The organism is Caulobacter sp. DWR3-1-2 (assembly GCF_049896225.1).
GTDB lineage: Bacteria > Pseudomonadota > Alphaproteobacteria > Caulobacterales > Caulobacteraceae > Caulobacter.
Genome location: NZ_JAFCTW010000001.1, coordinates 260,117 through 279,963, shown reverse-complemented (window position 1 = coordinate 279,963; position 19,847 = coordinate 260,117). Strand labels below are relative to the sequence as shown.

The window sequence follows — 19,847 nt, the reverse complement described above, 5'->3', positions numbered from 1 at the left end:
AAAAAGGCGCGGTCCGGGCGATCGGACCGCGCCTTGCGCTTACATGTTCGGATAGTTGGGCCCGCCGCCGCCTTCGGGCGTGGTCCAGACGATGTTCTGCGACGGATCCTTGATGTCGCAGGTTTTGCAGTGGACGCAGTTCTGGGCGTTGATCTGGAAGCGCGGATCGGTCCCCTGCTCGTTGTAGAGCACCTCATAGACGCCCGCCGGGCAGTAGAGCCGGGCGGGTTCGCCGTACTTGGGCAGGTTCACGGCGATCGGGATCGACGGGTCCTTCAGCTTCAGGTGGGCCGGCTGGTCTTCCTCGTGATTGGTGGCCGAGATGAACACCGAGCTCAGTTTGTCGAAGCTGATCACGCCGTCCGGCTTGGGATAGACCAGCGGCTTGTAGTCCTTGGCCAGGCCCGTCGACTCCGCGTCGGTCTTCTCGTGCTTCATCGTGCCGAAGAACGAGAAGCCGCCGGTCAGGTGGGTCACCCACATGTCGAACATGCTGACCGCGCCGCCGAGGGTCGTGCCCAGCTTGCCGATCAGCGGCTTGGCGTTGCGGACGACCTTCAGTTCCTTGGCGACCCACGAGTTCTCATAGGCGGTCTGGTATGCGACCAACTCGTCGCTGGCCCGGCCCGCGCCCAGCGCCGCGAACGCGGCCTCGGCGGCCAACATGCCGGTCTTGATGGCGTTGTGGCTGCCCTTGATGCGCGGCACATTGACGAAGCCGGCCGAGCAGCCGATCAGCGCTCCGCCGGGGAAGGTCAGCTTGGGCACCGACTGATAACCGCCCTCGGTGATGGCCCGCGCGCCATAGGCGATGCGCTTGCCGCCTTCCAGGTGCGGCTTGACCGAGGGATGGTGCTTGAAGCGCTGGAATTCGTCGAACGGCGACAGCCAGGGGTTCTTGTAGTTCAGGTGCACCACATAGCCGATGGACACGTAGTTATCGCCGAAATGGTACATGAAGCTGCCGCCGCCGGTCGTCTGGTCCAGAGGCCAGCCCGTGGTGTGCTCGGCCAGGCCCGGCTGGTGCTTCTCGGGCGGCACCTGCCACAGCTCCTTGATGCCCAGGCCAAACTTCTGCGGCGACTTGCCGGCCGCCAGGTCGAACTTGTTGATCAGCTGCTTGGCGAGCGAGCCGCGCACACCCTCGGCGATGAACACATATTTGCCGTGCAGCTCCATGCCCGGCTGATAGTCGCCCTTGTGGCGGCCGTCCTTGGCGATGCCCACCACGCCGACGATCACGCCCTTCAGCGAGCCGTCATCATTCCAGACCGTGTCGGAGGCCGCGAACCCCGGATAGATCTCGACGCCCAGTTCCTCGGCCTGGGTCGCCAGCCAGCGCGACAGGTTACCCAGGGAGGCGATGTAGCAGCCGTCATTGTGCATGAACGGCGGCAGGGCGAACATCGGCAGGGCGATGTCGCCTGACGGACCCAGCACACGGAAGACATCCTTGGTGACCGGCGTTTCCAGCGGCGCGCCCAAGGCCTTCCAGTCGGGGAACAGCTCGGCCAGGCCCCTGGGGTCGATGACCGCGCCCGACAGAATGTGGGCGCCGACCTCGGAGCCCTTCTCCAGCACCGCCACCGAGACCTCGGTTCCGGCCGCAGCCGCCATTTGCTTCAGCTTGATGGCCGCCGACAGGCCGGCCGGACCACCGCCGACGATGACCACGTCATATTCCATCGACTCGCGTTCGAGCTCTGGGCTCAGCTCTTCGCTCATGGGGTCTCCCGTGCGGGCGCACGCTGCCCGCGTTCTTGCTGTTTGAGTCGAAGCTTATCGGGACGTGACGCCGGGGTGGTCAAGAATAAACGCGCGTCTATTGCTGCGATGCAGCGCGGCGTGACCGTGGCGACGTTCGAAAGTTCGTACTAAGATGAAGGCATGGACCTCGCCGTCGATCCGCGCGCCGTGGAAAGCCTGCTCGCCTTCTGGGCCGATGCGGGTGTCGAGGCCTCGTACGCCGACGAACCGATCGACCGCCTGGCCGAGGGCGCGGCGATGCTGCGGGCCCGTCGCGAGCCCGCGCCCCCCGTCGCCGTCGCGCCCATCGCCGCGCCAGCCTTCGGACGCGGGCCGGACCTCGACACGGTCGTCACCCAGGCCAAGGCCCTGGCTGGCGCCTGCAACGACCTGCCCGCCCTGGCCGCTGCCATCGCCGCGTTTGACGGCTGCCCGCTGAAAACCCAAGGCGCGCGCCAGGCCGTGGTGTCGCGCGGTCCCGTTGACGCCCCCCTGATGGTCATTGGCGAAGCGCCTGGCGCCGACGAGGATGCGCAAGGCGCGCCGTTCGTCGGCAAGGCGGGCCAGCTATTGGACCGCATGCTGAAGGCTGCGGGCCTGTTGGACCGCGCCTTCGTCACCAACACCGTGTTCTGGCGGCCGCCGGGAAACCGCACGCCGACCCCCCAAGAACAGGCCGCCTGCGCGCCGTTCCTCGAAAGGGCCATCGAATTGGTGCAACCGAAGATGCTGCTGCTGGTCGGCGGAGCCTCGGCCAAGAGCATCCTCAGTCGCGACGAGGGCATTTTGTCGCTGCGCGGTCGGTGGTTCGAATGGACCTCCAGCGACGGCCGAACCGAGCTTCCGGCCCTGCCCACCTTGCATCCGGCGTTCCTGTTGCGGCAGCCGGCCGCCAAGAAAAAGGCCTGGATCGACATGCTTATGCTCAGTGAGAGGCTTGATCGCCCGCACCGTCCCAACTAGAGACTCAGGGGGCCAGTTGGACACGGCCAGCTTTTGGGGACGCGTGGGGGGCCTCTTCGGAGGTCAGGCGCGGAAACGCTTTGCAGCTTCTAGCTCGCCCTCTGGCCGTTTTGTCGGCCTTCGTGATTGGTGTCGTGGCGGCGTTCGGCGCGCACGCGTCGTCGCTTGAGCCGCTGTCCGAAAGCGACGCCCGCCACTACCGCGCCGCCTTCGCCGCCTCCGACCACGGCGACTTCGACGCCGCCGAGGCCGCCCTGGCCAACACCCGCGACAAGAGCCTGACCGGCCGCCTCGAATTTTCCAAGGTCATGCACCCGCGCGCCTATGCCGCCAGCTACGATGAGTTGACCGGTTGGATCGACGCCTATGGCGATCAGGCCGGGGCCGACCGGGTCTATGCCCTCGCGGTCAAGCGCAAGCCGGTCAAGGTCGCCGCGCCTCGGGCGCCCGCCCTGTTCGTGGCCAGCGCCAAGGGCCCCGCCCCGGCCGACAAGTCCCGTGCAGCGCGTGAGGCCTACTATTCCGGCGACGTGAAGAGTGCCCTCAGCCTGGCCCAGGGCGCGGGCGAACCCTGGATCGCCGGCCTGGCCGCCTTCCGCCTGCAGGCCTATGCCCAGGCCCGCACCTATTTCGAGCGGGTCGCCAATGACGACAAGCAGGACGAGTGGCTGCGCTCGGCCGCGTCGTTCTGGGCGGCGCGTTCCGCGGCGTCCAACGGCCAGACCGGCGACGTCGAGGACCTGCTGAGCGCCGCAGCCCGTGCGCCCCAGACCTTCTACGGCATGATCGCCGCCCGCCAGCTGTCGATGGCCGGCCAGCAGTTGGCCCAGGACGACCCGATCGCCGCGCTGCTGACGAAAGTGTCCTACGACGGCCCGGACGTCGCCTCTCTGGGCCGATTGCTGACCGCCGATCCCCGCGCCCGCCGCGCCGCCGCCTTGGCCCAGATCGGCCGCTGGAGCGAAGCCGGCCAGGAACTGCGCGCCGGCCTTTCCCTGGCCAGCGACAAGGCGCGGGGCGATTGGACCGCCCTGACCCTGGCGCTCAACGAGAAGGCCCCGCTCAATGCGGGTCGCCCCGCCGGCCGGGTCGGCGGCGAGGACTATCCCCTGCCCCTGCTGGAGCCCAAGGGCGGCTTCACCATCGACAAGGCCATGGTCTACGCCCTGGTGCGCCAGGAGAGCCGCTTTGACCCCTATGCCGTGTCGGGCTCCGGCGCCGTGGGCCTGATGCAGCTGATGCCGATCGCTGCGGCCCGCGCGGCCGGCGACGACAAGCTGCTGGCCGACAACAGCCCGCTGCTCGACCCGGGCTTCAACCTGCGGGTCGGCCAGGACTATTTCACCTGGCTGATGGACAGGGGCCTGCAGAGCCCCGACCTGTTCCGCGCCGTGGCGGCCTATAATGGCGGTCCGGGCGCCCTGCTCAAGGCCCAAGGCCAGCTGGGCGGCGCCGACTGTGACCCGCTGATGTTGATCGAGAGCCTGCCGGCCCTGGAAACCCGCAACTATGTCGAGAAGGTCATGGCCTCGTACTGGACCTATCGCAAGCTGATGGGGGCCGAGACGAGGACCCTGGACGCGGCGGCCAGCGGGGCTCGGGTGATCGATTTTCGGCTGGATCAGTAGGGCCGCCACGGAGCGGTGTGAGGGTGAGAGGTTTCACCGTTAGCCGGGAAATCCCGATTTCTACCGTTGAGTCTGCAATTGAGGGGTCGCTCCTTTATGGAGCGATCTGCGACACAGCGGGAGCCCTCCCAACGGTGCTCCGATCGGCGAGTGTGTAACCTCTCACCCTCCCACCGCCTCCGGCGGCGGGCCCCTCCCTCTCTCAAAGAGAGAGGGATTCGCGGCCGCCTCTACACCCGGAGTCGTAGGGCCTTAGGCTTCAGCCGCCTCAGTAAGGCCTTTAGGGGATTACCACCCGGCTTGAACCCGCCAGCCGCCTCGACGGCCTCCAGCTTGACCAGCACCGCCAGCGGCCGTCCCGGCAGGCCCAGAGGCCCCGGCGCGGCGACGAACGCGGGCTTGCCGCCGCCGCCGGCCAGATGCGCCTCGACGGGCACGCGCCAGGCTTCCGGTAGGGTCAGGTCCTCCCCGAGGGCCAGGATCCAGGCGCTCGTGGCCGCCGCGCAGCCGGCCGCCAGCCGTGTCCCGGCGTCGCCCTGCACCGTGACCACCCGCGCGCCGCTGTCCTCGGCGATGTCGAGGGTGGCGTCGGTGGAGCCGGCGTCGGCGAAGATCACGGTCTTGACCAAGCCATCGACCGCGGCGGGCACCAGCAGGGTCAGGACCTGGATCAGGCGCGCGGCGCTGTTGTGGGTGGGCAGGACGACGGAGATCATGGGGCTGGTTCAGGCGATTGCGGGGCTTAGGTCAAGGGGCGCCGTGCGTCCTTCGAGGCCCGCTGCGCGGGCGCCTCAGGATGAGGAACTCAAAAGCAACCTACTTACCTCATCCTGAGGTGCGAGCCGCAGGCGAGCCTCGAAGGACGCACAACCTCAAAACAGCGACAGCTGATCTCCTGCCTTGGTCGGCACGGCGAACTGGGTCAGGTCCATCGGTCCCAACCGCCCCGTCAAGCCGAAACGCTTCTTCGCCAGATCGAACCGCTGGCCCATCACCTCGGCGACCGGCCCCTCGCCCGTCATCCGCTTGCCCCATTCCGAACTATAGGCCGCCCCACCGCGCATCTGGCGGACCAGCGACATCACCCGCTTGGCGCGGTCGGGATGCTCGGCGGCCAGCCATTCCTCGAACAGATCCTTGATCTCCAGCGGCAGGCGCAGGGCCACGTAGCCAGCGGAGGTGGCGCCGGCGCCGGCGGCGGCCTCCAGCACCCCCTCCATCTCGTGATCGTTCAGCGACGGGATCGACGGCGCGAACATCACCGTGACCGGCACGCCCGCCGCCGTTAGCTGCCGCACGGCGTCGATCCGGCGCTTGGGCGTGGCGGCGCGCGGCTCCATGCTGCGTGACAGCCGGTGGTCCAGGCTGGTGATCGACACCGCCGCCCGCGCCAGACCCGCCTGGCCCAGCGGTCCCAGCAAATCCAGGTCGCGGGTGATCAGCGCCGACTTGGTGATGATCGAGAACGGGTGGCGAAACCGGCCCAGGGTCTCGATTACCGCCCGGGTCACGCGAAGCTGCTTCTCGTCGGGCTGGTAGGGATCGGTGTCGCCGCCGATATGGATGATCTTCGGCGCGTAGCCCTTCTTGGACAGCTCGCGCTCCAGCAGCTTGCCGGCCTCGGGCTTGAAATAGATCTTGGTCTCGAAATCCAGGCCTGGCGAGTGGCCGAGATAGGCGTGGGCCGGGCGTGCATAGCAGTAGATGCAGCCATGACTGCAGCCACGATAGGGATTGATCGAGGCCTCGAAACCGATGTCGGGACTGTCGTTGCGGGCGATGATGCTTCGCGACTTCATCGGCTGCAGCGTGGTGGCGATCTGGGCCGGCTCCTCCTCTGCGGCCCAACCGTCGTCGAAGGTTTCACTAACCTGGCTCTCGAAACGACCGGTGCGGTTGGACTTGGCCCCACGGCCGCGCGCGAGGACGGGAGGATGACCTGGGAGATTGGCGGGGGCGACCATGGCCAGATCATGGATCATCAGCGAGAACAATTCAAGAACACGCTGTGTCGCGGCCCTGATGGCCCTGCTTGGACATCGGGCGTCGCGCCGAAGTCGCCGCTCAAATCCGCCCCGATGGCCGACAGCGAACCTTGACCGTTGCAATCTCCACCATCAGGCCCGCCGGGTTACCGTCGCCCGGCCGCTCGTACCGGGACGCTCTCCATGACCACCACGCCAGAAGACAGTGCCGCCACCGAGGTCGAAGCTCCGCACTCCGCCAAGGTCGGCGTCGTCGACACCAGTCACAACGTCACTACCGCCTTCAACGAGCCGATCAACGGCCCGATCGCCGACCTCGCCGACGGCGACGCCTGAAGTCCACGACCGCCGGCGGCGCGCCTGCCCCTTGGCGACGTCTCGTGCGTTTGCTGCGGGCCATGAAGATCGCCACCTTCAACATCAACAATATCAACAGGCGGCTCGACAACATGGTCGCCTGGCTGGCCGAGGCCGAGCCCGACGTCGTCTGCCTGCAGGAGCTGAAGGCCGAGCAAGGCTCGTTTCCTGCCGACGTCCTGGCCCAGCTCGGCTATGGCGCGGTCTGGCGCGGCCAGCGCCTCTGGAACGGCGTCGCCATCCTGGCGCGCGGCGCGCAGCCGGTGCTGACCCGCACCGCCCTGCCCGGCGCGCCAGAGGACCTCCAGGCCCGCTATATCGAGGCGGCGGTGGATGGCGTGCTGATCGCCTCGCTGTACCTGCCCAACGGCAATCCCCGACCCGGACCGAAGTTCGACTACAAGCTAGCCTGGTTCGCCCGCCTGATCGCCCACGCCGCCGCGCTGAAAGCCACCGGCGCGCCGGTGGTCTTGGCCGGCGACTATAATGTCGTGCCAACCGAAGCCGACCTCTATCAGCCGCATTCGTGGAAAGACGACGCGCTGCTGCGGCCCGAGGTCCGCGCGGCCTACCAGGCGTTGCTCGCCCAGGGTTGGACCGACGCCCTGCGCGCCGCCCATCCCGAGGGCCCGCTCTGGACCTTCTGGAGCTATCTTCGCCACCGCTGGCCGGCCGACAAGGGCCTGCGGCTCGACCATCTTCTGCTGACCCCCGACCTGGCCGAGCGCTTGGTCGAGGCCGGGGTCGATCGCTGGACGCGTGGCGAGGAGGACGCCAGCGATCACGCGCCGGCCTGGGTCGTGCTGGATCGCTAAAAGGCGGAAAAGGTTGGAGGCCCGGCCCGGAATCGAACCGGGGTGCACGGATTTGCAATCCGCTGCGTAACCACTCCGCCACCGGGCCATCCGGCGTCAACGCAAGGTGCGTCGGCGAAGAGGTCGGTTCGATACAGGAGCCCGCCGGACTAGGCAATGGCCATGATGCGGTGGCTCAGGCGGGCTTTTCCAGCAGCAAGGCCTTGGTGAGGAAGGCTTGGTCCTGATCAATCAGACGCAGGCCCGCGCCGCTGAACAGGGCCGGCAGATCGGTCTCGGCATAGGTCGAATAATAGGGCTCGTGGAAATAGGCCGGGAACGCTTCCAGCAGGCGCGACAGGTTCGGCTCGTCGGCCGGCTGCACCGAATCGGCGAAGGCCAGCACGCCGCCGGGCTTCAGCACCCGGGCGATCTCGGCGGCCACCACGGGGCGAACGCGCGGCGGCAGTTCGTGGAACAGGTAGACGCAGGTCACCGCGTCCAGGCTGGCGTCGGCGAAGGGCAAATGTTCGGCATTGGCCTGCACCCCGCCGCGCTTGGAGCGACTGCGGGCGGCGGCCAGATAGGCTCTCGACAGGTCCAGCCCGCCAATCGCGGCGCGGGGGAAGGCGCCGTCCAAGTCACAGAGAAACGAGCCTGAGCCGCAGGCCAGGTCGATCAGTTTCAGGCCGCGCTGGTCCTGACCGCGCCAATGCTTGGCGAGCAGCGACAAGGCTCGCCGGCGCATGGCCCCAGCCGCACCGGAAAACAGCGCCTCGACCTGGGCCTCGTAGCGCTGGGCGCTGGCGTCGGTGAACCAGCCGCCGGACTGGTAATGGAAGTTCTGGCGATAATAGGTTGGATAGCCCTGGCTTTCCGGCTCGTCCCGCACCTCGACCCCGTCGCCCCGGCGACGGCGTTGGTCGACGGCCTTGGCGTCGGCGATGACGTCCAGCGCTCGGCGGAAAGCCTGGGCCGGATTGCGCGGCCCGTCTTCCATCGGCGGATAAAGACCGGCGGCGACATCGGCGGTATCCTTGTCGAAGGCGGCCAGATAGGCCCTGCGAAGTCGAGCAGCGGAAACCGGCGGCCCCTGGGGTTCGAACTTGGTCTTGGCCTCGCCGCGTGTCGGATTGGCCAGGGCGCGGGTCACGCTGCCCGCGGCGCCCCACCAGGCGGCCTTGACCGCCGCCTTGGCCCGTTGGCTGGCGCCGTCCAGGGCGAAGGCGCTTCTGCCGCTGCCGCGTTGCTCGTCCATCACCATCTCCCGGACGGCCCCGCCTCCAAGGCGTGGGCCGACCTAGCGCGAAAACACCCCGACTAGCTCAATATGGGGTGACCATAGGAACTGGTCCACCGGCAAGACCCGCTCCAGGCGGAAACCGGCCTGGATCAGCACCTTGGCGTCGCGGGCGAAGGTGGCGGGATTGCACGAGACGCCCACCACGCGGGCGACCTTGGAATTGGCGATCTCGACATGCTGCTCGAACGCCCCGGCGCGGGGTGGGTCGAGCACGGCCACGTCGACCTTCTTCAGCTCCATCGACAGCATCGGCCGGCGCGCCAGGTCGCGGGCCTCGGCGGTGATGGCCTTCAGGCCGGTGGCGGTGCCAACCGCGCCCTTCAGGGCAGCGATGGCCAGGGCCGAGCTGTCGGCGGCGTGGACCCCGCCCACCTGCGCCAGGCGGAAGGTGAAGGTGCCCACCCCGCTATAGAGATCGACGATCCGCGAGGCCCCCTGGGCGGCCTCGACCGCGAACTCGACCATGGCCTGCTCGGCCTGTGGCACGGCCTGCAGGAAGGCGCCGGCCGGCAGGGCGACGATGGCCGGACCCAGTTTCACGATCGGCTGGCGGGCCATGTAGATCATCTCGCCGGCCAGGGTGACGCGGGCGAAGTCCGACTCACCAGCGATCATCGCCGCCCGAACCCGAGCGTCGGACGACAGCCCGCCGCTCTTGGCCTCGACGCCGGTGATGTCGATGTCCAGGCCCGTGGCTGTGATGGTGACGTGCAGGGTTGGGGCCGACTTCGGGTGTTCCATGAACGGACCGGCCAGGCGTCGAAGGGCCGGCAGGGCGGCGACCAGCTTGGGGTTGGACACCGGACAGACCTCGATCTGCACCAGGTTCCACGAGCGACGCTCCTTGAAGCCCAGGCGCACCCCGCCCTTGCCGCCGCGAGCATGCAGCGCCACCCGGCGACGCGAGTTCGGGGGCGAGGCGAAGGTCGGCAGGATCTCGGTCTCCAGGCCCTCGAAGGCCAGCTGGATGCGGATTTGCTCGCGCTTCCAGTCGAGATAGGGCTGGGCGTCCCAGTGCTGCAGGGCGCAACCGCCGCAGACACCGAAATGTGGGCAAGGCGGCGCCACGCGGTCGGCGCTGACCTCCAGCACGTCGAGCAACTCACCGCGCGCGCCGCTCATCTCGGCCGTCACCAACTCGCCGGGCAGGGTCAGGGGGATGAACGCCCCCGCCGACAAGCCGTCGCCCTGGGCGCCGACCGCCTCGATCCTCAGTTCACGCATGGCAGATCGTCCGTCCGTCCGGCGAAACCTTGACCGGTTCCGCGCATTTCAAAAGGCGCGTGAGCGCCGCCACGTCTACGCCACGATCGACGCCGACAAGCTTTCGAGACGTCCCATAGCGCATTCGCGCCCTCCGAGGGTGAAATGAAGGCGCGTGAGGGGGCTGAAGATGAACGGGTCGCTCAACAGCCGTTCATCAAGAGCTTGGCAATTTGCGGTGAAGGTCGGGCCTTCTGGATCGGCGGACCCGTTCGAGGAGCTACTCAATGATGTTCAAGACCGTTCTCGGCCTCGTCAGCGCCGCCGCCCTGGCCAGCGCCATGGCCCCGACTCTGGCCTCGGCCCAAGCCTATGGCGCCTATGGTAATTCCGGGGCCTATGCCGGCAACCGCAGCAACTATGACAGCAACGGCTCTTACTACGATCCCTGCCGCCGCAGCACGACGCAGCGCGGCACGGGCGGAGGTCTGATCGGGGCTGGCATCGGCGCGGCGATTGGCAGTGGCGTGTCGGGCCACGGCGCCCGCACCGAGGGCACGGTGCTCGGCGGCCTGGTCGGCGCGATCGCTGGTTCGGCGATCGGTCGCAACTCTGCCGCCTGCAGCCCCGGCGCGGCTCCGCCGCCTCCGGCAGCTTACAACCAGGGGGCATATAGCCAGGGCGCCTACAGCAGCCAACCCTATGATGACCGCTATGACCGCGACCGTCAGGACGACCAGGCCCGTTATGAGGATAGCCGTTACGGCGACCGTCGCGGCGGCTACAGCTACCAGTCCGAGCGCTCCTACACGGTGACTGACAGCAGCAAGGCCGACGTCAACGGCTGCACCCTGGCCGAAAGCCCGATCTACCTGCCCGATGGCCGCGTTCAGAAGCGCTTCGTCCGCGTCTGCCCCGACGCCCAAGGGCGTTATCAGGTCGTCGATTAGGGTTTTCCCCTTTCCCAAAGGGAGAGGTTGGGGCCCGCGCGAAGCGTGGGAGGGTGAGGGGTCTGGACGTCAGCCGGCGTGCCCGCCGAGCGTTCGTGGGAAATCGGTGAGGGTGTAACCCCTGACCGTCCCATGCTTCTTCGAGCGCGGGTCCCTCCCTCTCCCGCTGGGAGAGGGTTTCGAATTCTAGCCCTTCACCGCCCACAGCAGGTGTTCTTCCTGCCCGTCGCCGCCGGTGATCGGGCTGACGGTTACGCCCTTAATCGTCCAGCCCTGGGCCTCGACGAAGGCCGAGACCGAGGCGATGCATTCGGCGATGATCGCCGGGTTCCTGACCATGCCGTTCTTGCCCACCCGTCCAAAGCCGGCCTCGAACTGCGGCTTGATCAGGCAGACGAGATCAGCGCCCTCGGCGGCCAGGTCCAGCGCCACCGGCAGCGCCTTCTCCACCGAGATGAAACTGACATCGCTGACCACCAGGCCGGGCGTCTCGTCCAGATAGCCCTCGTCGAGGATGCGGGCGTCGACGCCTGACAGATCGACCACCCGGCCGTGGTTGGCCAGGCGCGGATTGAGCTGGTCGCGGCCGACGTCGCAGGCAAAAACCTTCTCAGCGCCGCGTTCCAGCAGGACCTCGGTAAAGCCGCCGGTCGAGGCGCCGACGTCCAGCGCCACCTTGCCCATCACATCGATCGGCCACATGTCCAGGGCGTGGACCAGTTTGAGGGCGCCGCGCCCCACCCAGGGATGGGGTGGGCGGCCGTCCAGCTTGGCGCTGGTCTCAAGCAACTCGGCGGGCTTCTTGACCACATGGCCGTCGGCGGTGATCAGTCCGGCCTCGATGGCGGCGCGAGCCTTGGCGCGGGTCTCGAACAGGCCGGTCTCGACCAGCAGGATATCGGCGCGCTTATAGGTGGGGGGGGAGGTCATGGCCGCCGTTTAGCACAGTCCTCCCCCACGGGGGGAGGACCTTCAGGCCCGCGCCTACCCCTCGACGAACACCTTCTTCAGCTCGTTCTTCATGATCTTGCCGTTGGCGTTGCGCGGCAGGGTCTCGTGCCAGAAAACGATCTTCACCGGCACCTTGAAAGCGGCCAGGCGGTCGGCGACGAAGGCGCGAAGCTCGGCCTCGCTAGCCTCCGCGCCCGGCTTCAGGGTCACGACGGCTGCCGGCTCCTCGCCCAGGGTCTTGTGCTCGATGCCGACCAGGGCGGCGTCCATGACTGCGGGGTGCTCATAAAGGAGGTTCTCGACCTCGATGCAGTAGATGTTCTCGCCGCCCCGGATCAGCATGTCCTTGGCCCGATCGACGATGTAGCAGAAGCCTTCCTCGTCGAGCCGCGCCAGGTCGCCGGTCTTGACCCAGCCCTCCACGAAGGTCTGGGCGGTGGCTTCCGGCTTGTTCCAATAGCCCTTCACCACCTGGGGGCCCTTGCACCACAGCTCGCCGACCTCGCCGACCGGCAGTTCGCGATGCGGCGCCTCGACGGTCATGATCTTCAGGTCGGTGACCGGCACGGCCGGGCCGCAGCTGTCTGGACGGTTTTCGTAGTCCTCGCTCGAATTGCTGGTGGCTGTGGCCGAGGTCTCGGTCATGCCCCAGCCATTGCCGGGCGAGGATTTCGGCCAGATTTCCTTGATCTTCCGCACCAGTTCCGGGGCCGAGGGCGCGCCGCCATAGGCCACCGTCTCTAGCGAGGACAGGTCGTACTCGCCGCGACGCGGATGCTCGATGATCTGCCAGGCGATGGTCGGCACGCCGCCCATCTGGGTCAGTTTCTCGTCCTGGATCAGCTGCATGGCCTTGTCGGGATCCCACTTGCGGATCATAGCCAGCTTGGCGCCGGCGAACAGCGAGGGGTTCATCACCGCGAAACAGCCGGTCGCGTGGAAGAACGGCACCGAGATCAGCGACCCCTTCTGCGGCAGGCTGGGATCAGGCTGGGGCGGGGCCTCGCCGCGACGCAGGAAGCTGCGGGCTCCGGCGGCGGCGGCTGCGAAAATATTGCTGTTGACGTTGCGGTGGGTGCCCAGGGCGCCCTTCGGTTTTCCGGTCGTGCCCGAGGTGTAAAAGATCGTCGCGTCGTCTTCGGGACCGAGCGACACGGTCGACAGCCGCTTTTCGTCCAGCGTGATCCAGTCGTTGGGGGCGCCGATCACCTTCTCCATCCGCTTGACGTAGGGATGGGCGATTTCTTCCTTCGAGCGGCTGACATAGACCAGCGTCAAGGCGGGGCAATTGTGCAGGTGCTCGGTCAGGCGCTCGAAGCGCTCGACGTCCATCACCGCCACCGAGGCGCCGCTGTCGATCAGACCGTATTCCAGCTCCTGCCCGGTCCACCAGGCGTTCAGCGGCGTCATGATCGCGCCGAGGCTTAGGCCGGCATAGAAGGCCACCGGCCATTCGGGCAGGTTGCGCATGATCAGGGCGATCCTGTCGCCCTTCTTGACGCCCGAGGCTTCCAGCTCGGCGGCGAACACCGTCACGGCCCGATAGAAGGCCTCGAAACTGACCCGCTCGTCCTCGTGAACCAGGAAGATCTTCTCGCCGTGCGTGCGGCCCGCCAGCAGGGTGTCGCGCAGGGTAGGCGGGCAGTTCTTCCAGACCCGGGTCATCACACCCCGGATGTCGATCTCCTCCATCTCACCGGCCGTGCCCGGCGCGGTGATCATGGCATAGGCCTGCTTGACCGACATGGCGGGCCAGGGGATGGCGGCGGGGGTGGGCGCGGGCGCGGCCTGGGTCATGTTTACTCTCCCGGTGTGTGGTCGCGCCTCGTTGGACGAGCGCGTTTCTCTCGCGAGAAAGCACAGGCCGAGGCCCGATGCAAACGTCTGTTCGAACGTAAGGGAACGACGATAAGTTAGAGAGGCTCATCCCCTTGCGGGCGCGTGCCATGACGGCGCTGGGCCTCCGCCAGTCTACAGTGACGCGCCAGCCGCCCAGGCTCCGCCGTCCCCGGCCCGCGGCTCTTGGGCGTGGGACGCGACCGCCGGGCGGTAGAGTTGGTTTCCCTGCTGATCCCGCGATCCGCCCGCAGAGCGAACCACCCGCAGAGCGAACCGCGTTCGGTCGCTTCCTATTTTGACCCCATCAGCGTCCAGCCGAAGCCCCAAAGGAACGTCAGCCTAGCGGCACGTTTCGCTAGATGGGAAATCGCATGCGTTGATTTCTGACCCTCGGCGCCGCCACGATCGCGCTCGCCATCACCGCCCCCGCCCTGCAGACTGCGCCGGGCCAGAACACGGCCCCGGCGGCCTCCGCTCAAGATTCGGGCGCCACAGCAACTATGACGGCTCCCGCAACGCCAGCGGCTCCGGCGGCGGCCGCCGCGCCCGTCACCGCCGGCCAACCCGGCAAGGACAATACCGGCGCGGTCATCGGCTCGGTCGTCGAGGTCAAGCCCGACGCCTCCGGCAAGTCGATGGCCACCATCAAGATGGACCACAAGACTTTCGCGGTGGACGTCGCCATGCTGGCCGTTCGCGACGGCGCCACCCTGATCAACGCCAGCAAGGCCGAGATACAAGGCATGATGGGGGCCGCGAAGAAGTAGGCACAGCGGACTTGTAGGGGGGGCGCGCACCCCAAGGCGCGGACATTGGGCAGACCGGCAAGCCGCTTGCCTTGAGGGGGCGTCTCGCTCTTGCGGGCCATAGTAGTTGGGATCTGGCGGGGCTATGAAGCGCCCCCTCGCCGTGCAACCTATGGCAGGATCGCGCGGTTTAACGTGGAGCCCGCGTGACAGTGGGGACCGCAGGCTTGCGTGAGGTTTGACATGGCGTTGCTGGTTGGAACAAACTTCGACGACAACCTCGTCGGGACCGCAGATGACGACACGCTCCTGGGTCTCGATGGCGCGGATACCCTGGATGGCGGCGGCGGGAACGACTTCCAGGACGGCGGCGCGGGCAACGATACGCTCTATGGTCTTGTCGGCGCCGACATTCTGCAGGGCGGCTTGGGGGACGACCTTTACGTAATCAGCGACGCCGCCGTGCGCGTTCGGGAGTCGGCCGACGGCGGGAATGACACGCTGATGACCTATGTGGATTTCGAACTCGCGGGCGGCATCGAGAAGGTTCGGGTGCTCGACCCGGGCGCCATCAAGATTTTTGGCTCGAACGACGCCGAACAGATCATGGGCTATCTGGGCGACAACTATCTCAGCGGCGGCGGCGGGAATGACGCGCTCTACGGCCATGGCGGTAACGACAAGCTGGATGGCGGCGCGGGCGACGACTGGCTTGACGGCGGCGACGGCGGATCCGTGGACGGCGGCAGCGACGTCCTTTTCGGCGGCCTGGGTGCGGACGGCCTGGCAGGCCGGGACGGCGACGACTGGCTGGACGGCGGAGCCGGCGCCGACCTGATGATCGGCGGCGTCGGAAATGATAGCTATGTGGTCGATGACATCGGCGACCGGGTCATCGAGAGGCCGAACGAAGGTGTGGACCTGGTTCTTTCGTCGATCACCTTCGCGCTGGAGGGCGGGGTCGAGCAACTGCGATTGCTGGGCTCCGGCGCGATCAACGGCTTCGGCTCGAACGACGCCGAGCGGATCATCGGCAATCTGGGCGATAACTATCTGGGCGGCGGCGGTGGAAACGACGCGCTCTACGGCAGCGGCGGCGCCGATCATATCGACGGCGGCTCCGGCGACGATTGGCTGGACGGCGGCGACGGCGGGTCGGTCGATGGCGGCGACGACGTGTTTTTTGGCGGCCTTGGGTCAGACGGTCTCGCCGGGCGGGACGGCAATGACTGGCTGGATGGCGGCGCCGGCGCCGACCTGATGTTCGGCGGCCTCGGGGATGACATCTATGTGGTCGATGACGCCGGCGATCAAGTCGTCGAGGCCGCAGGTGAAGGGTTCGATCTGGTCCTGGCGTCGGTCAGCTACCAGTTGCAGGGGGGCGTCGAGCGGTTGGAGTTGCAGGGAAACGCCGCGATCAACGCTTTCGGCTCCGCCGACGCCGAGCAGATCAACGGCAATAACGCTTCCAACTATCTGTTCGGGGGCGGCGGCGATGACATTTTAAGGGGTCAAGCCGGCAACGACACTCTCGACGGCGGCGCGGGCGACGATTTGCTGATTGGTGACGACAGCTATCCCCGGTCGTTCCCAGAAAACGACATCCTGTTCGGCGGCGCCGGTTCCGACTTTCTCGATGGTGGATTAGGCGCCGACTGGCTGGATGGCGGTACCGGCGGCGATAACATGTATGGCGGGAAAGGCGACGACATCTATATCATCGACGACGCAGGCGACGGTACGACTGAGTACTTCAACGGCGGGTATGACATCGTCTATTCGTCAGTCAGTTACTCCTACGCCTTCCCCCATTACCCCTATCGCACGTTTATCGAGGAACTGCATCTGACCGGGACAGCCTCGATCGACGCCACTGGATCGGATTACGGCGAAAAAATCTTCGGCAATGCCGGCAACAACGTCCTGCGCGGCGGCAACTCCGGGACCAGTCTGGGAGTGGACGGTGTCGATTGGCTGGATGGCGGCGGCGGCGACGACACCCTGTACGGCTCGAGCCCCGACAACCGCACCTATTATGGCGGCTACTCAATCGACCAGTTCTCGTTCGGGCCGGGCGGCGGCCACGATCACATCATCGATTTCCATTGGGCCTACTGGAATACGCGCAGCAACGTTTCCGAAGACATCCTGGATCTGTCGTCCGAGAAGGCCGCCGGGACGACATGGACGATCCAGCAGGTTGGCTACGACACCCTGATCAGCCTTTCCGATGGCGACAGCATCGTCCTGGAGGGCGTGACCGCCAGCCAGCTTCAGCAGAATTCCAGCGGCTGGATCTTCTGATCGCTTGGAAAGTGTCGATCGCCGCTCGCTGATAAGGCCAAGATCGCCTTGGTGACCTGATCTAGACAACAGCGGTTTGCCCGCCCTCGGACTGCGCCGAGGGCGGGTCAGCAGTCGATAAACCGGCCGACGGGATCGACAGGCGTCAGGCCCCTTACCCCACCGCCACCAACCGCGCCAGGGCCGCTTCCAGCTTGGCCTTGGCGGCTTCCGCGTCAGCCAGGCGCTCGCGGTTCTCGGCCACCACCTCTTCCTTGGCTCGGGCCAGGAAGTCCGGGTTGCCCAGCTTCCTGGCCGTCTTCTCGATCTCGCCGACATGGCCGGCGATCTCCTTGGCCAGGCGAGCCTTCTCGGCGGTCAGGTCGATGAACTCGGCAATGGCCAGGGCCCCCGTCGCCTCACCCAGCACGAAGGGCACGGCGCCGGCGGGCGGCGCTTCGGCCTCGCGGGCGCTGTCCAGGCGGGCCAGGCTCAGCAGCAGGTCGCGGTGGCGGGCCAGGCGGGCCTTGGTCTCGGGATTGGCGCCGATCACCGTCAGCGGCGGCTTGGCGCCGGGCGGGACGTTCATCTCGGCGCGGACGGAGCGGATCTCGCCCACCGTCTCGACCAGCCAGCCGATCTCGGCCTCGGCCTCGGCGTCGATCCAGCTTTTCGGAAGTTCCGGCCACTTTTCGACGATCAGCATGCCCGTGCGGGGCGCGCCGAATTCGGCGGTCTTGTCCCACAGCTCCTCGGTGATGAACGGCATCACGGGGTGCAGGAGCTTGAGGATCACATCCAGCGCCCAGGCGGCAGTGGCGCGCGTCTCCGCCTTGGCCTCGGCGTCGTCGCCATTGAGGATCGGCTTGGCCAGCTCGACATACCAGTCGCAGAACACGTTCCAGATGAACTTGTAGAGCGCGTCGGCCGCGTCGCTGAAGGCCGGCGCCTCCAGGGCCCGCGTCACCTCGGTGACGGTCTTGACCGTCTCGCCGCGAATCCACTTGTTGATCGGTTGCTTCACCGTGGACGGGTCGAAACCCTCCACGCGGACGCACTCGTTCATCTGGGCGAAGCGTGAGGCGTTCCACAGCTTGGTGCCGAAGTTGCGATAGCCCTCGATGCGCTGCTTGGACAGCTTGATATCGCGCGCCTGGCCCGACATCGCCGTCATGGTGAAGCGCACCGCGTCGCAGCCCAGCTCGTCGATCAGGATCAGCGGATCCATCACATTGCCCTTGGACTTGCTCATCTTGGCGCCCTTTTCGTCGCGGACGAGGGCGTTGATGAACACCTGCTTGAACGGGACTTCGCCCATGAAGTGCAGACCCATCATCATCATCCGGGCCACCCAGAAGAAGATGATGTCGAAGCCGGTGACCAGGGTGTTGGTCGGATAGAACTTGGCGAGGTCGGCGGTCTTGTCCGGCCAGCCCAGGGTCGAGAACGGCCACAGCGCAGAGCTGAACCAGGTGTCAAGGACGTCTTCGTCTTGCTTCAAGACAACTATATTTCCGCCAGACTCAGAACTTCCCAAGCCAGATTCTGGGATGCTTACTCTCTCATCGCCATAGTAGTCTCGTGCCTCTGCGAGAGCCTCTTCGGCAGTCTCAGCCACGAACATATGAGGCGTGAGATGCTCCAACTTCATAGTGGTTTCAGTTCGTTCGACAACGCGCGGCCCATACCAAACTGGGATGCGGTGCCCCCACCATAGCTGCCTGCTGACGCACCAAGGTTCGATGTTTCGCAGCCACTCGAAGTAGGTCTTTTCCCAATTCTTCGGCTCGAAGACCGTTGCGCCCTCTTCCACCGCCTTGATCGCCGGCTGCGCAAGCGTGTGCGCATCGACGTACCATTGATCCGTCAGGCGAGGCTCGACCACCACTCCGGAACGGTCGCCATGTGGCACCGCATGGCGGATTTTTTCAATCTCCCGCAGCCAACCTTCATTTTCAGAGATCGCAACTATCGCTTTCCTAGCGCTGAAACGATCGAGGTTTCGCAGTTCAGCCGGCAACTCATGCAGGGGTGCGCTGGGCTCAAACTTTCCATTTTCAACTACCCACCGCTTCGGGCGGGCGAGCGTTGATCCACGCTCATCGAAAACGTCGATGAAAGCCAAGCCGTGGCGCTTGCCGACCTGGAAGTCGTTGAAGTCGTGGGCGGGCGTGATCTTGACCGCGCCCGAGCCCTTGGTCGGGTCGGCATAGTCGTCGGCGACGATCGGGATGCGGCGGCCGATGATCGGCAGGACCACGTCCTTTCCGACCAGGTCCTTGTAGCGTTCGTCCGAGGGATGGACGGCCACGGCGGTGTCGCCCAGCATCGTCTCGGGACGCGTTGTGGCCACGACGATGAAGTCGCGGGTCTCATATTCGGTAGCCTTGCCGTCCTCGTCGAAGGCGACCGCGTGCTGGTAGGTGACGCCGTCCGCCAACCGATAGGCAAAATGCCAATAGAAGCCGTCGACCTCCTTCTGTTCGACCTCAAGGTCGGAGATGGCGGTCTGGAACTGCGGGTCCCAGTTGACCAGGCGCTTGTCGCGATACAGCAGATTCTGCTTGTAGAGCTGGACGAACACCTTGCGGACGGCGGCCGACAGACCCTCGTCCAAGGTGAAGCGTTCGCGCGACCAGTCGCAGCTGGCGCCCAGGCGGCGCAGCTGGTTGACGATCTCGCTGCCGCTCTCGGCCTTCCATTCCCAGATCTTCTCGACGAAGGCCTCGCGGCCCATCTCGCGCCGGCCGACATTGCCGGCGGCGGCCAGTTGGCGCTCGACAACCATCTGGGTGGCGATGCCCGCATGGTCGGTGCCCGGCAGCCACAGGGCCGATTTGCCGCGCATCCGGTGGAAGCGCGTCAGCACGTCCTGCAGCGTGTTGTTCAGCGCGTGGCCGATGTGCAGCGAGCCCGTGACGTTGGGCGGCGGGATGACGATGGTGAACGACTCGGCGTTCGGGTCCTCGCTCGGCTTGAAGGCGCCAGAGGCCTCCCAGGCGGCGTACAGGCGGGGCTCGATGGATTTGGGATCGAAGGTCTTTTCAAGCATGGCGCTGCGGGTATGCCATCTGCGGCCGCTCGGCGAAACCGTGGGCC

At 66.7% G+C, this 19,847-nt stretch carries 15 protein-coding genes, 1 tRNA gene and 1 pseudogene; 7 read left to right on the top strand and 10 right to left on the bottom strand.

Annotation, left to right across the window (positions count from 1 at the left end; genetic code table 11):
- Positions 1–39: 39 nt before the first annotated feature.
- Positions 40–1,713 carry an electron transfer flavoprotein-ubiquinone oxidoreductase gene (locus ACP696_RS01315; RefSeq protein WP_426011831.1) on the bottom strand — a complete coding sequence of 558 codons (1,674 nt, stop codon included), beginning with the start codon at positions 1,711–1,713 and terminating at the stop codon, positions 40–42.
- A gap of 174 nt (positions 1,714–1,887) precedes the next feature.
- Between ACP696_RS01315 and ACP696_RS01310 the strand changes: the two genes are divergently transcribed.
- Together ACP696_RS01310 and ACP696_RS01305 are read left to right on the top strand one after the other, a co-directional pair.
- Complete coding sequence (locus ACP696_RS01310; RefSeq protein WP_426011598.1) at positions 1,888–2,709, top strand: uracil-DNA glycosylase; 822 nt, start codon at positions 1,888–1,890, stop codon at positions 2,707–2,709.
- A gap of 80 nt (positions 2,710–2,789) precedes the next feature.
- Entirely contained in the window at positions 2,790–4,337 is a 1,548-nt protein-coding gene (locus tag ACP696_RS01305; protein ID WP_426011599.1) for a lytic transglycosylase domain-containing protein, read from the top strand.
- A gap of 230 nt (positions 4,338–4,567) precedes the next feature.
- On the opposite strand, the gene ACP696_RS01300 is transcribed toward ACP696_RS01305, so the two are convergent.
- The 3 genes and pseudogenes from ACP696_RS01300 to ACP696_RS01290 all read right to left on the bottom strand — a co-directional run bounded on the left by ACP696_RS01300 (position 4,568) and on the right by ACP696_RS01290 (position 6,301).
- Positions 4,568–5,053 (bottom strand): glycosyltransferase, encoded by a 486-nt coding sequence (locus tag ACP696_RS01300; protein WP_426011600.1) that lies wholly within the window; start codon positions 5,051–5,053, stop codon positions 4,568–4,570.
- A 26-nt stretch (positions 5,054–5,079) separates the two neighbouring features.
- Positions 5,080–5,185, bottom strand: a pseudogene (locus tag ACP696_RS01295) (hypothetical protein).
- A 24-nt stretch (positions 5,186–5,209) separates the two neighbouring features.
- The gene (locus ACP696_RS01290; protein WP_426011832.1) at positions 5,210–6,301 is read right to left on the bottom strand and encodes a PA0069 family radical SAM protein; all 1,092 of its coding nucleotides are present in this window, start codon (positions 6,299–6,301) and stop codon (positions 5,210–5,212) included.
- Between the two features lie 204 nt (positions 6,302–6,505).
- Here ACP696_RS01290 and ACP696_RS01285 point away from each other — a divergent pair, with 204 nt between their 5' ends.
- Positions 6,506–6,658, top strand: a complete 153-nt coding sequence (locus ACP696_RS01285) for a hypothetical protein (protein ID WP_426011601.1) — start codon at positions 6,506–6,508, stop codon at positions 6,656–6,658.
- A gap of 44 nt (positions 6,659–6,702) precedes the next feature.
- Positions 6,703–7,494, top strand: coding sequence for an exodeoxyribonuclease III (locus ACP696_RS01280; protein ID WP_426011602.1), 792 nt, complete (start codon positions 6,703–6,705; stop codon positions 7,492–7,494).
- Between the two features lie 14 nt (positions 7,495–7,508).
- On the opposite strand, the gene ACP696_RS01275 is transcribed toward ACP696_RS01280, so the two are convergent.
- The 3 genes from ACP696_RS01275 to ACP696_RS01265 form a co-directional block, all read right to left on the bottom strand.
- Positions 7,509–7,582: transfer RNA gene (locus tag ACP696_RS01275), tRNA-Cys, on the bottom strand.
- Between the two features lie 87 nt (positions 7,583–7,669).
- On the bottom strand, positions 7,670–8,731 hold the full coding sequence (locus tag ACP696_RS01270; protein ID WP_426011603.1) for a class I SAM-dependent methyltransferase: 1,062 nt from the start codon (positions 8,729–8,731) through the stop codon (positions 7,670–7,672).
- A gap of 42 nt (positions 8,732–8,773) precedes the next feature.
- Complete coding sequence (locus tag ACP696_RS01265) at positions 8,774–10,000, bottom strand: class I SAM-dependent RNA methyltransferase (RefSeq protein ID WP_426011604.1); 1,227 nt, start codon at positions 9,998–10,000, stop codon at positions 8,774–8,776.
- A gap of 266 nt (positions 10,001–10,266) precedes the next feature.
- On the opposite strand from ACP696_RS01265, the gene ACP696_RS01260 reads away from it, so the two are divergent.
- On the top strand, positions 10,267–10,929 hold the full coding sequence (locus tag ACP696_RS01260) for a hypothetical protein (RefSeq protein ID WP_426011605.1): 663 nt from the start codon (positions 10,267–10,269) through the stop codon (positions 10,927–10,929).
- A 186-nt stretch (positions 10,930–11,115) separates the two neighbouring features.
- Here ACP696_RS01260 and ACP696_RS01255 read toward each other — a convergent pair whose 3' ends face one another.
- Both ACP696_RS01255 and ACP696_RS01250 read right to left on the bottom strand, forming a co-directional pair.
- Positions 11,116–11,859 carry a TlyA family RNA methyltransferase gene (locus ACP696_RS01255; RefSeq protein WP_426011606.1) on the bottom strand — a complete coding sequence of 248 codons (744 nt, stop codon included), beginning with the start codon at positions 11,857–11,859 and terminating at the stop codon, positions 11,116–11,118.
- 54 nt (positions 11,860–11,913) lie between these two features.
- On the bottom strand, positions 11,914–13,677 hold the full coding sequence (locus ACP696_RS01250; protein ID WP_426043379.1) for a class I adenylate-forming enzyme family protein: 1,764 nt from the start codon (positions 13,675–13,677) through the stop codon (positions 11,914–11,916).
- Between the two features lie 542 nt (positions 13,678–14,219).
- On the opposite strand from ACP696_RS01250, the gene ACP696_RS01245 reads away from it, so the two are divergent.
- The gene (locus ACP696_RS01245) at positions 14,220–14,486 is read left to right on the top strand and encodes a hypothetical protein (RefSeq protein WP_426011608.1); all 267 of its coding nucleotides are present in this window, start codon (positions 14,220–14,222) and stop codon (positions 14,484–14,486) included.
- Between the two features lie 222 nt (positions 14,487–14,708).
- Positions 14,709–16,769: a calcium-binding protein gene (locus ACP696_RS01240; protein WP_426011609.1), complete on the top strand. Its 2,061-nt coding sequence runs from the start codon at positions 14,709–14,711 to the stop codon at positions 16,767–16,769.
- A gap of 154 nt (positions 16,770–16,923) precedes the next feature.
- Here the strand turns inward: ACP696_RS01240 and ACP696_RS01235 are convergent, their stop codons facing one another.
- Positions 16,924–19,800 carry a valine--tRNA ligase gene (locus ACP696_RS01235; protein ID WP_426011610.1) on the bottom strand — a complete coding sequence of 959 codons (2,877 nt, stop codon included), beginning with the start codon at positions 19,798–19,800 and terminating at the stop codon, positions 16,924–16,926.
- Positions 19,801–19,847 lie beyond the last annotated feature (47 nt).

Coding starts and splice junctions, on each gene's coding strand:
- ACP696_RS01290 (WP_426011832.1), bottom strand. CDS start 6,301: ATGGTCGCCCCCGCCAATCTCCCAGGTCATCCTCCCGTCCTCGCGCGC.
- ACP696_RS01260 (WP_426011605.1), top strand. CDS start 10,267: ATGATGTTCAAGACCGTTCTCGGCCTCGTCAGCGCCGCCGCCCTGGCC.
- ACP696_RS01270 (WP_426011603.1), bottom strand. CDS start 8,731: ATGGACGAGCAACGCGGCAGCGGCAGAAGCGCCTTCGCCCTGGACGGC.
- ACP696_RS01300 (WP_426011600.1), bottom strand. CDS start 5,053: ATGATCTCCGTCGTCCTGCCCACCCACAACAGCGCCGCGCGCCTGATC.
- ACP696_RS01240 (WP_426011609.1), top strand. CDS start 14,709: ATGGCGTTGCTGGTTGGAACAAACTTCGACGACAACCTCGTCGGGACC.
- ACP696_RS01245 (WP_426011608.1), top strand. CDS start 14,220: ATGACGGCTCCCGCAACGCCAGCGGCTCCGGCGGCGGCCGCCGCGCCC.
- ACP696_RS01235 (WP_426011610.1), bottom strand. CDS start 19,800: ATGCTTGAAAAGACCTTCGATCCCAAATCCATCGAGCCCCGCCTGTAC.
- ACP696_RS01265 (WP_426011604.1), bottom strand. CDS start 10,000: ATGCGTGAACTGAGGATCGAGGCGGTCGGCGCCCAGGGCGACGGCTTG.
- ACP696_RS01250 (WP_426043379.1), bottom strand. CDS start 13,677: ATGACCCAGGCCGCGCCCGCGCCCACCCCCGCCGCCATCCCCTGGCCC.
- ACP696_RS01310 (WP_426011598.1), top strand. CDS start 1,888: ATGGACCTCGCCGTCGATCCGCGCGCCGTGGAAAGCCTGCTCGCCTTC.
- ACP696_RS01285 (WP_426011601.1), top strand. CDS start 6,506: ATGACCACCACGCCAGAAGACAGTGCCGCCACCGAGGTCGAAGCTCCG.
- ACP696_RS01255 (WP_426011606.1), bottom strand. CDS start 11,859: ATGACCTCCCCCCCCACCTATAAGCGCGCCGATATCCTGCTGGTCGAG.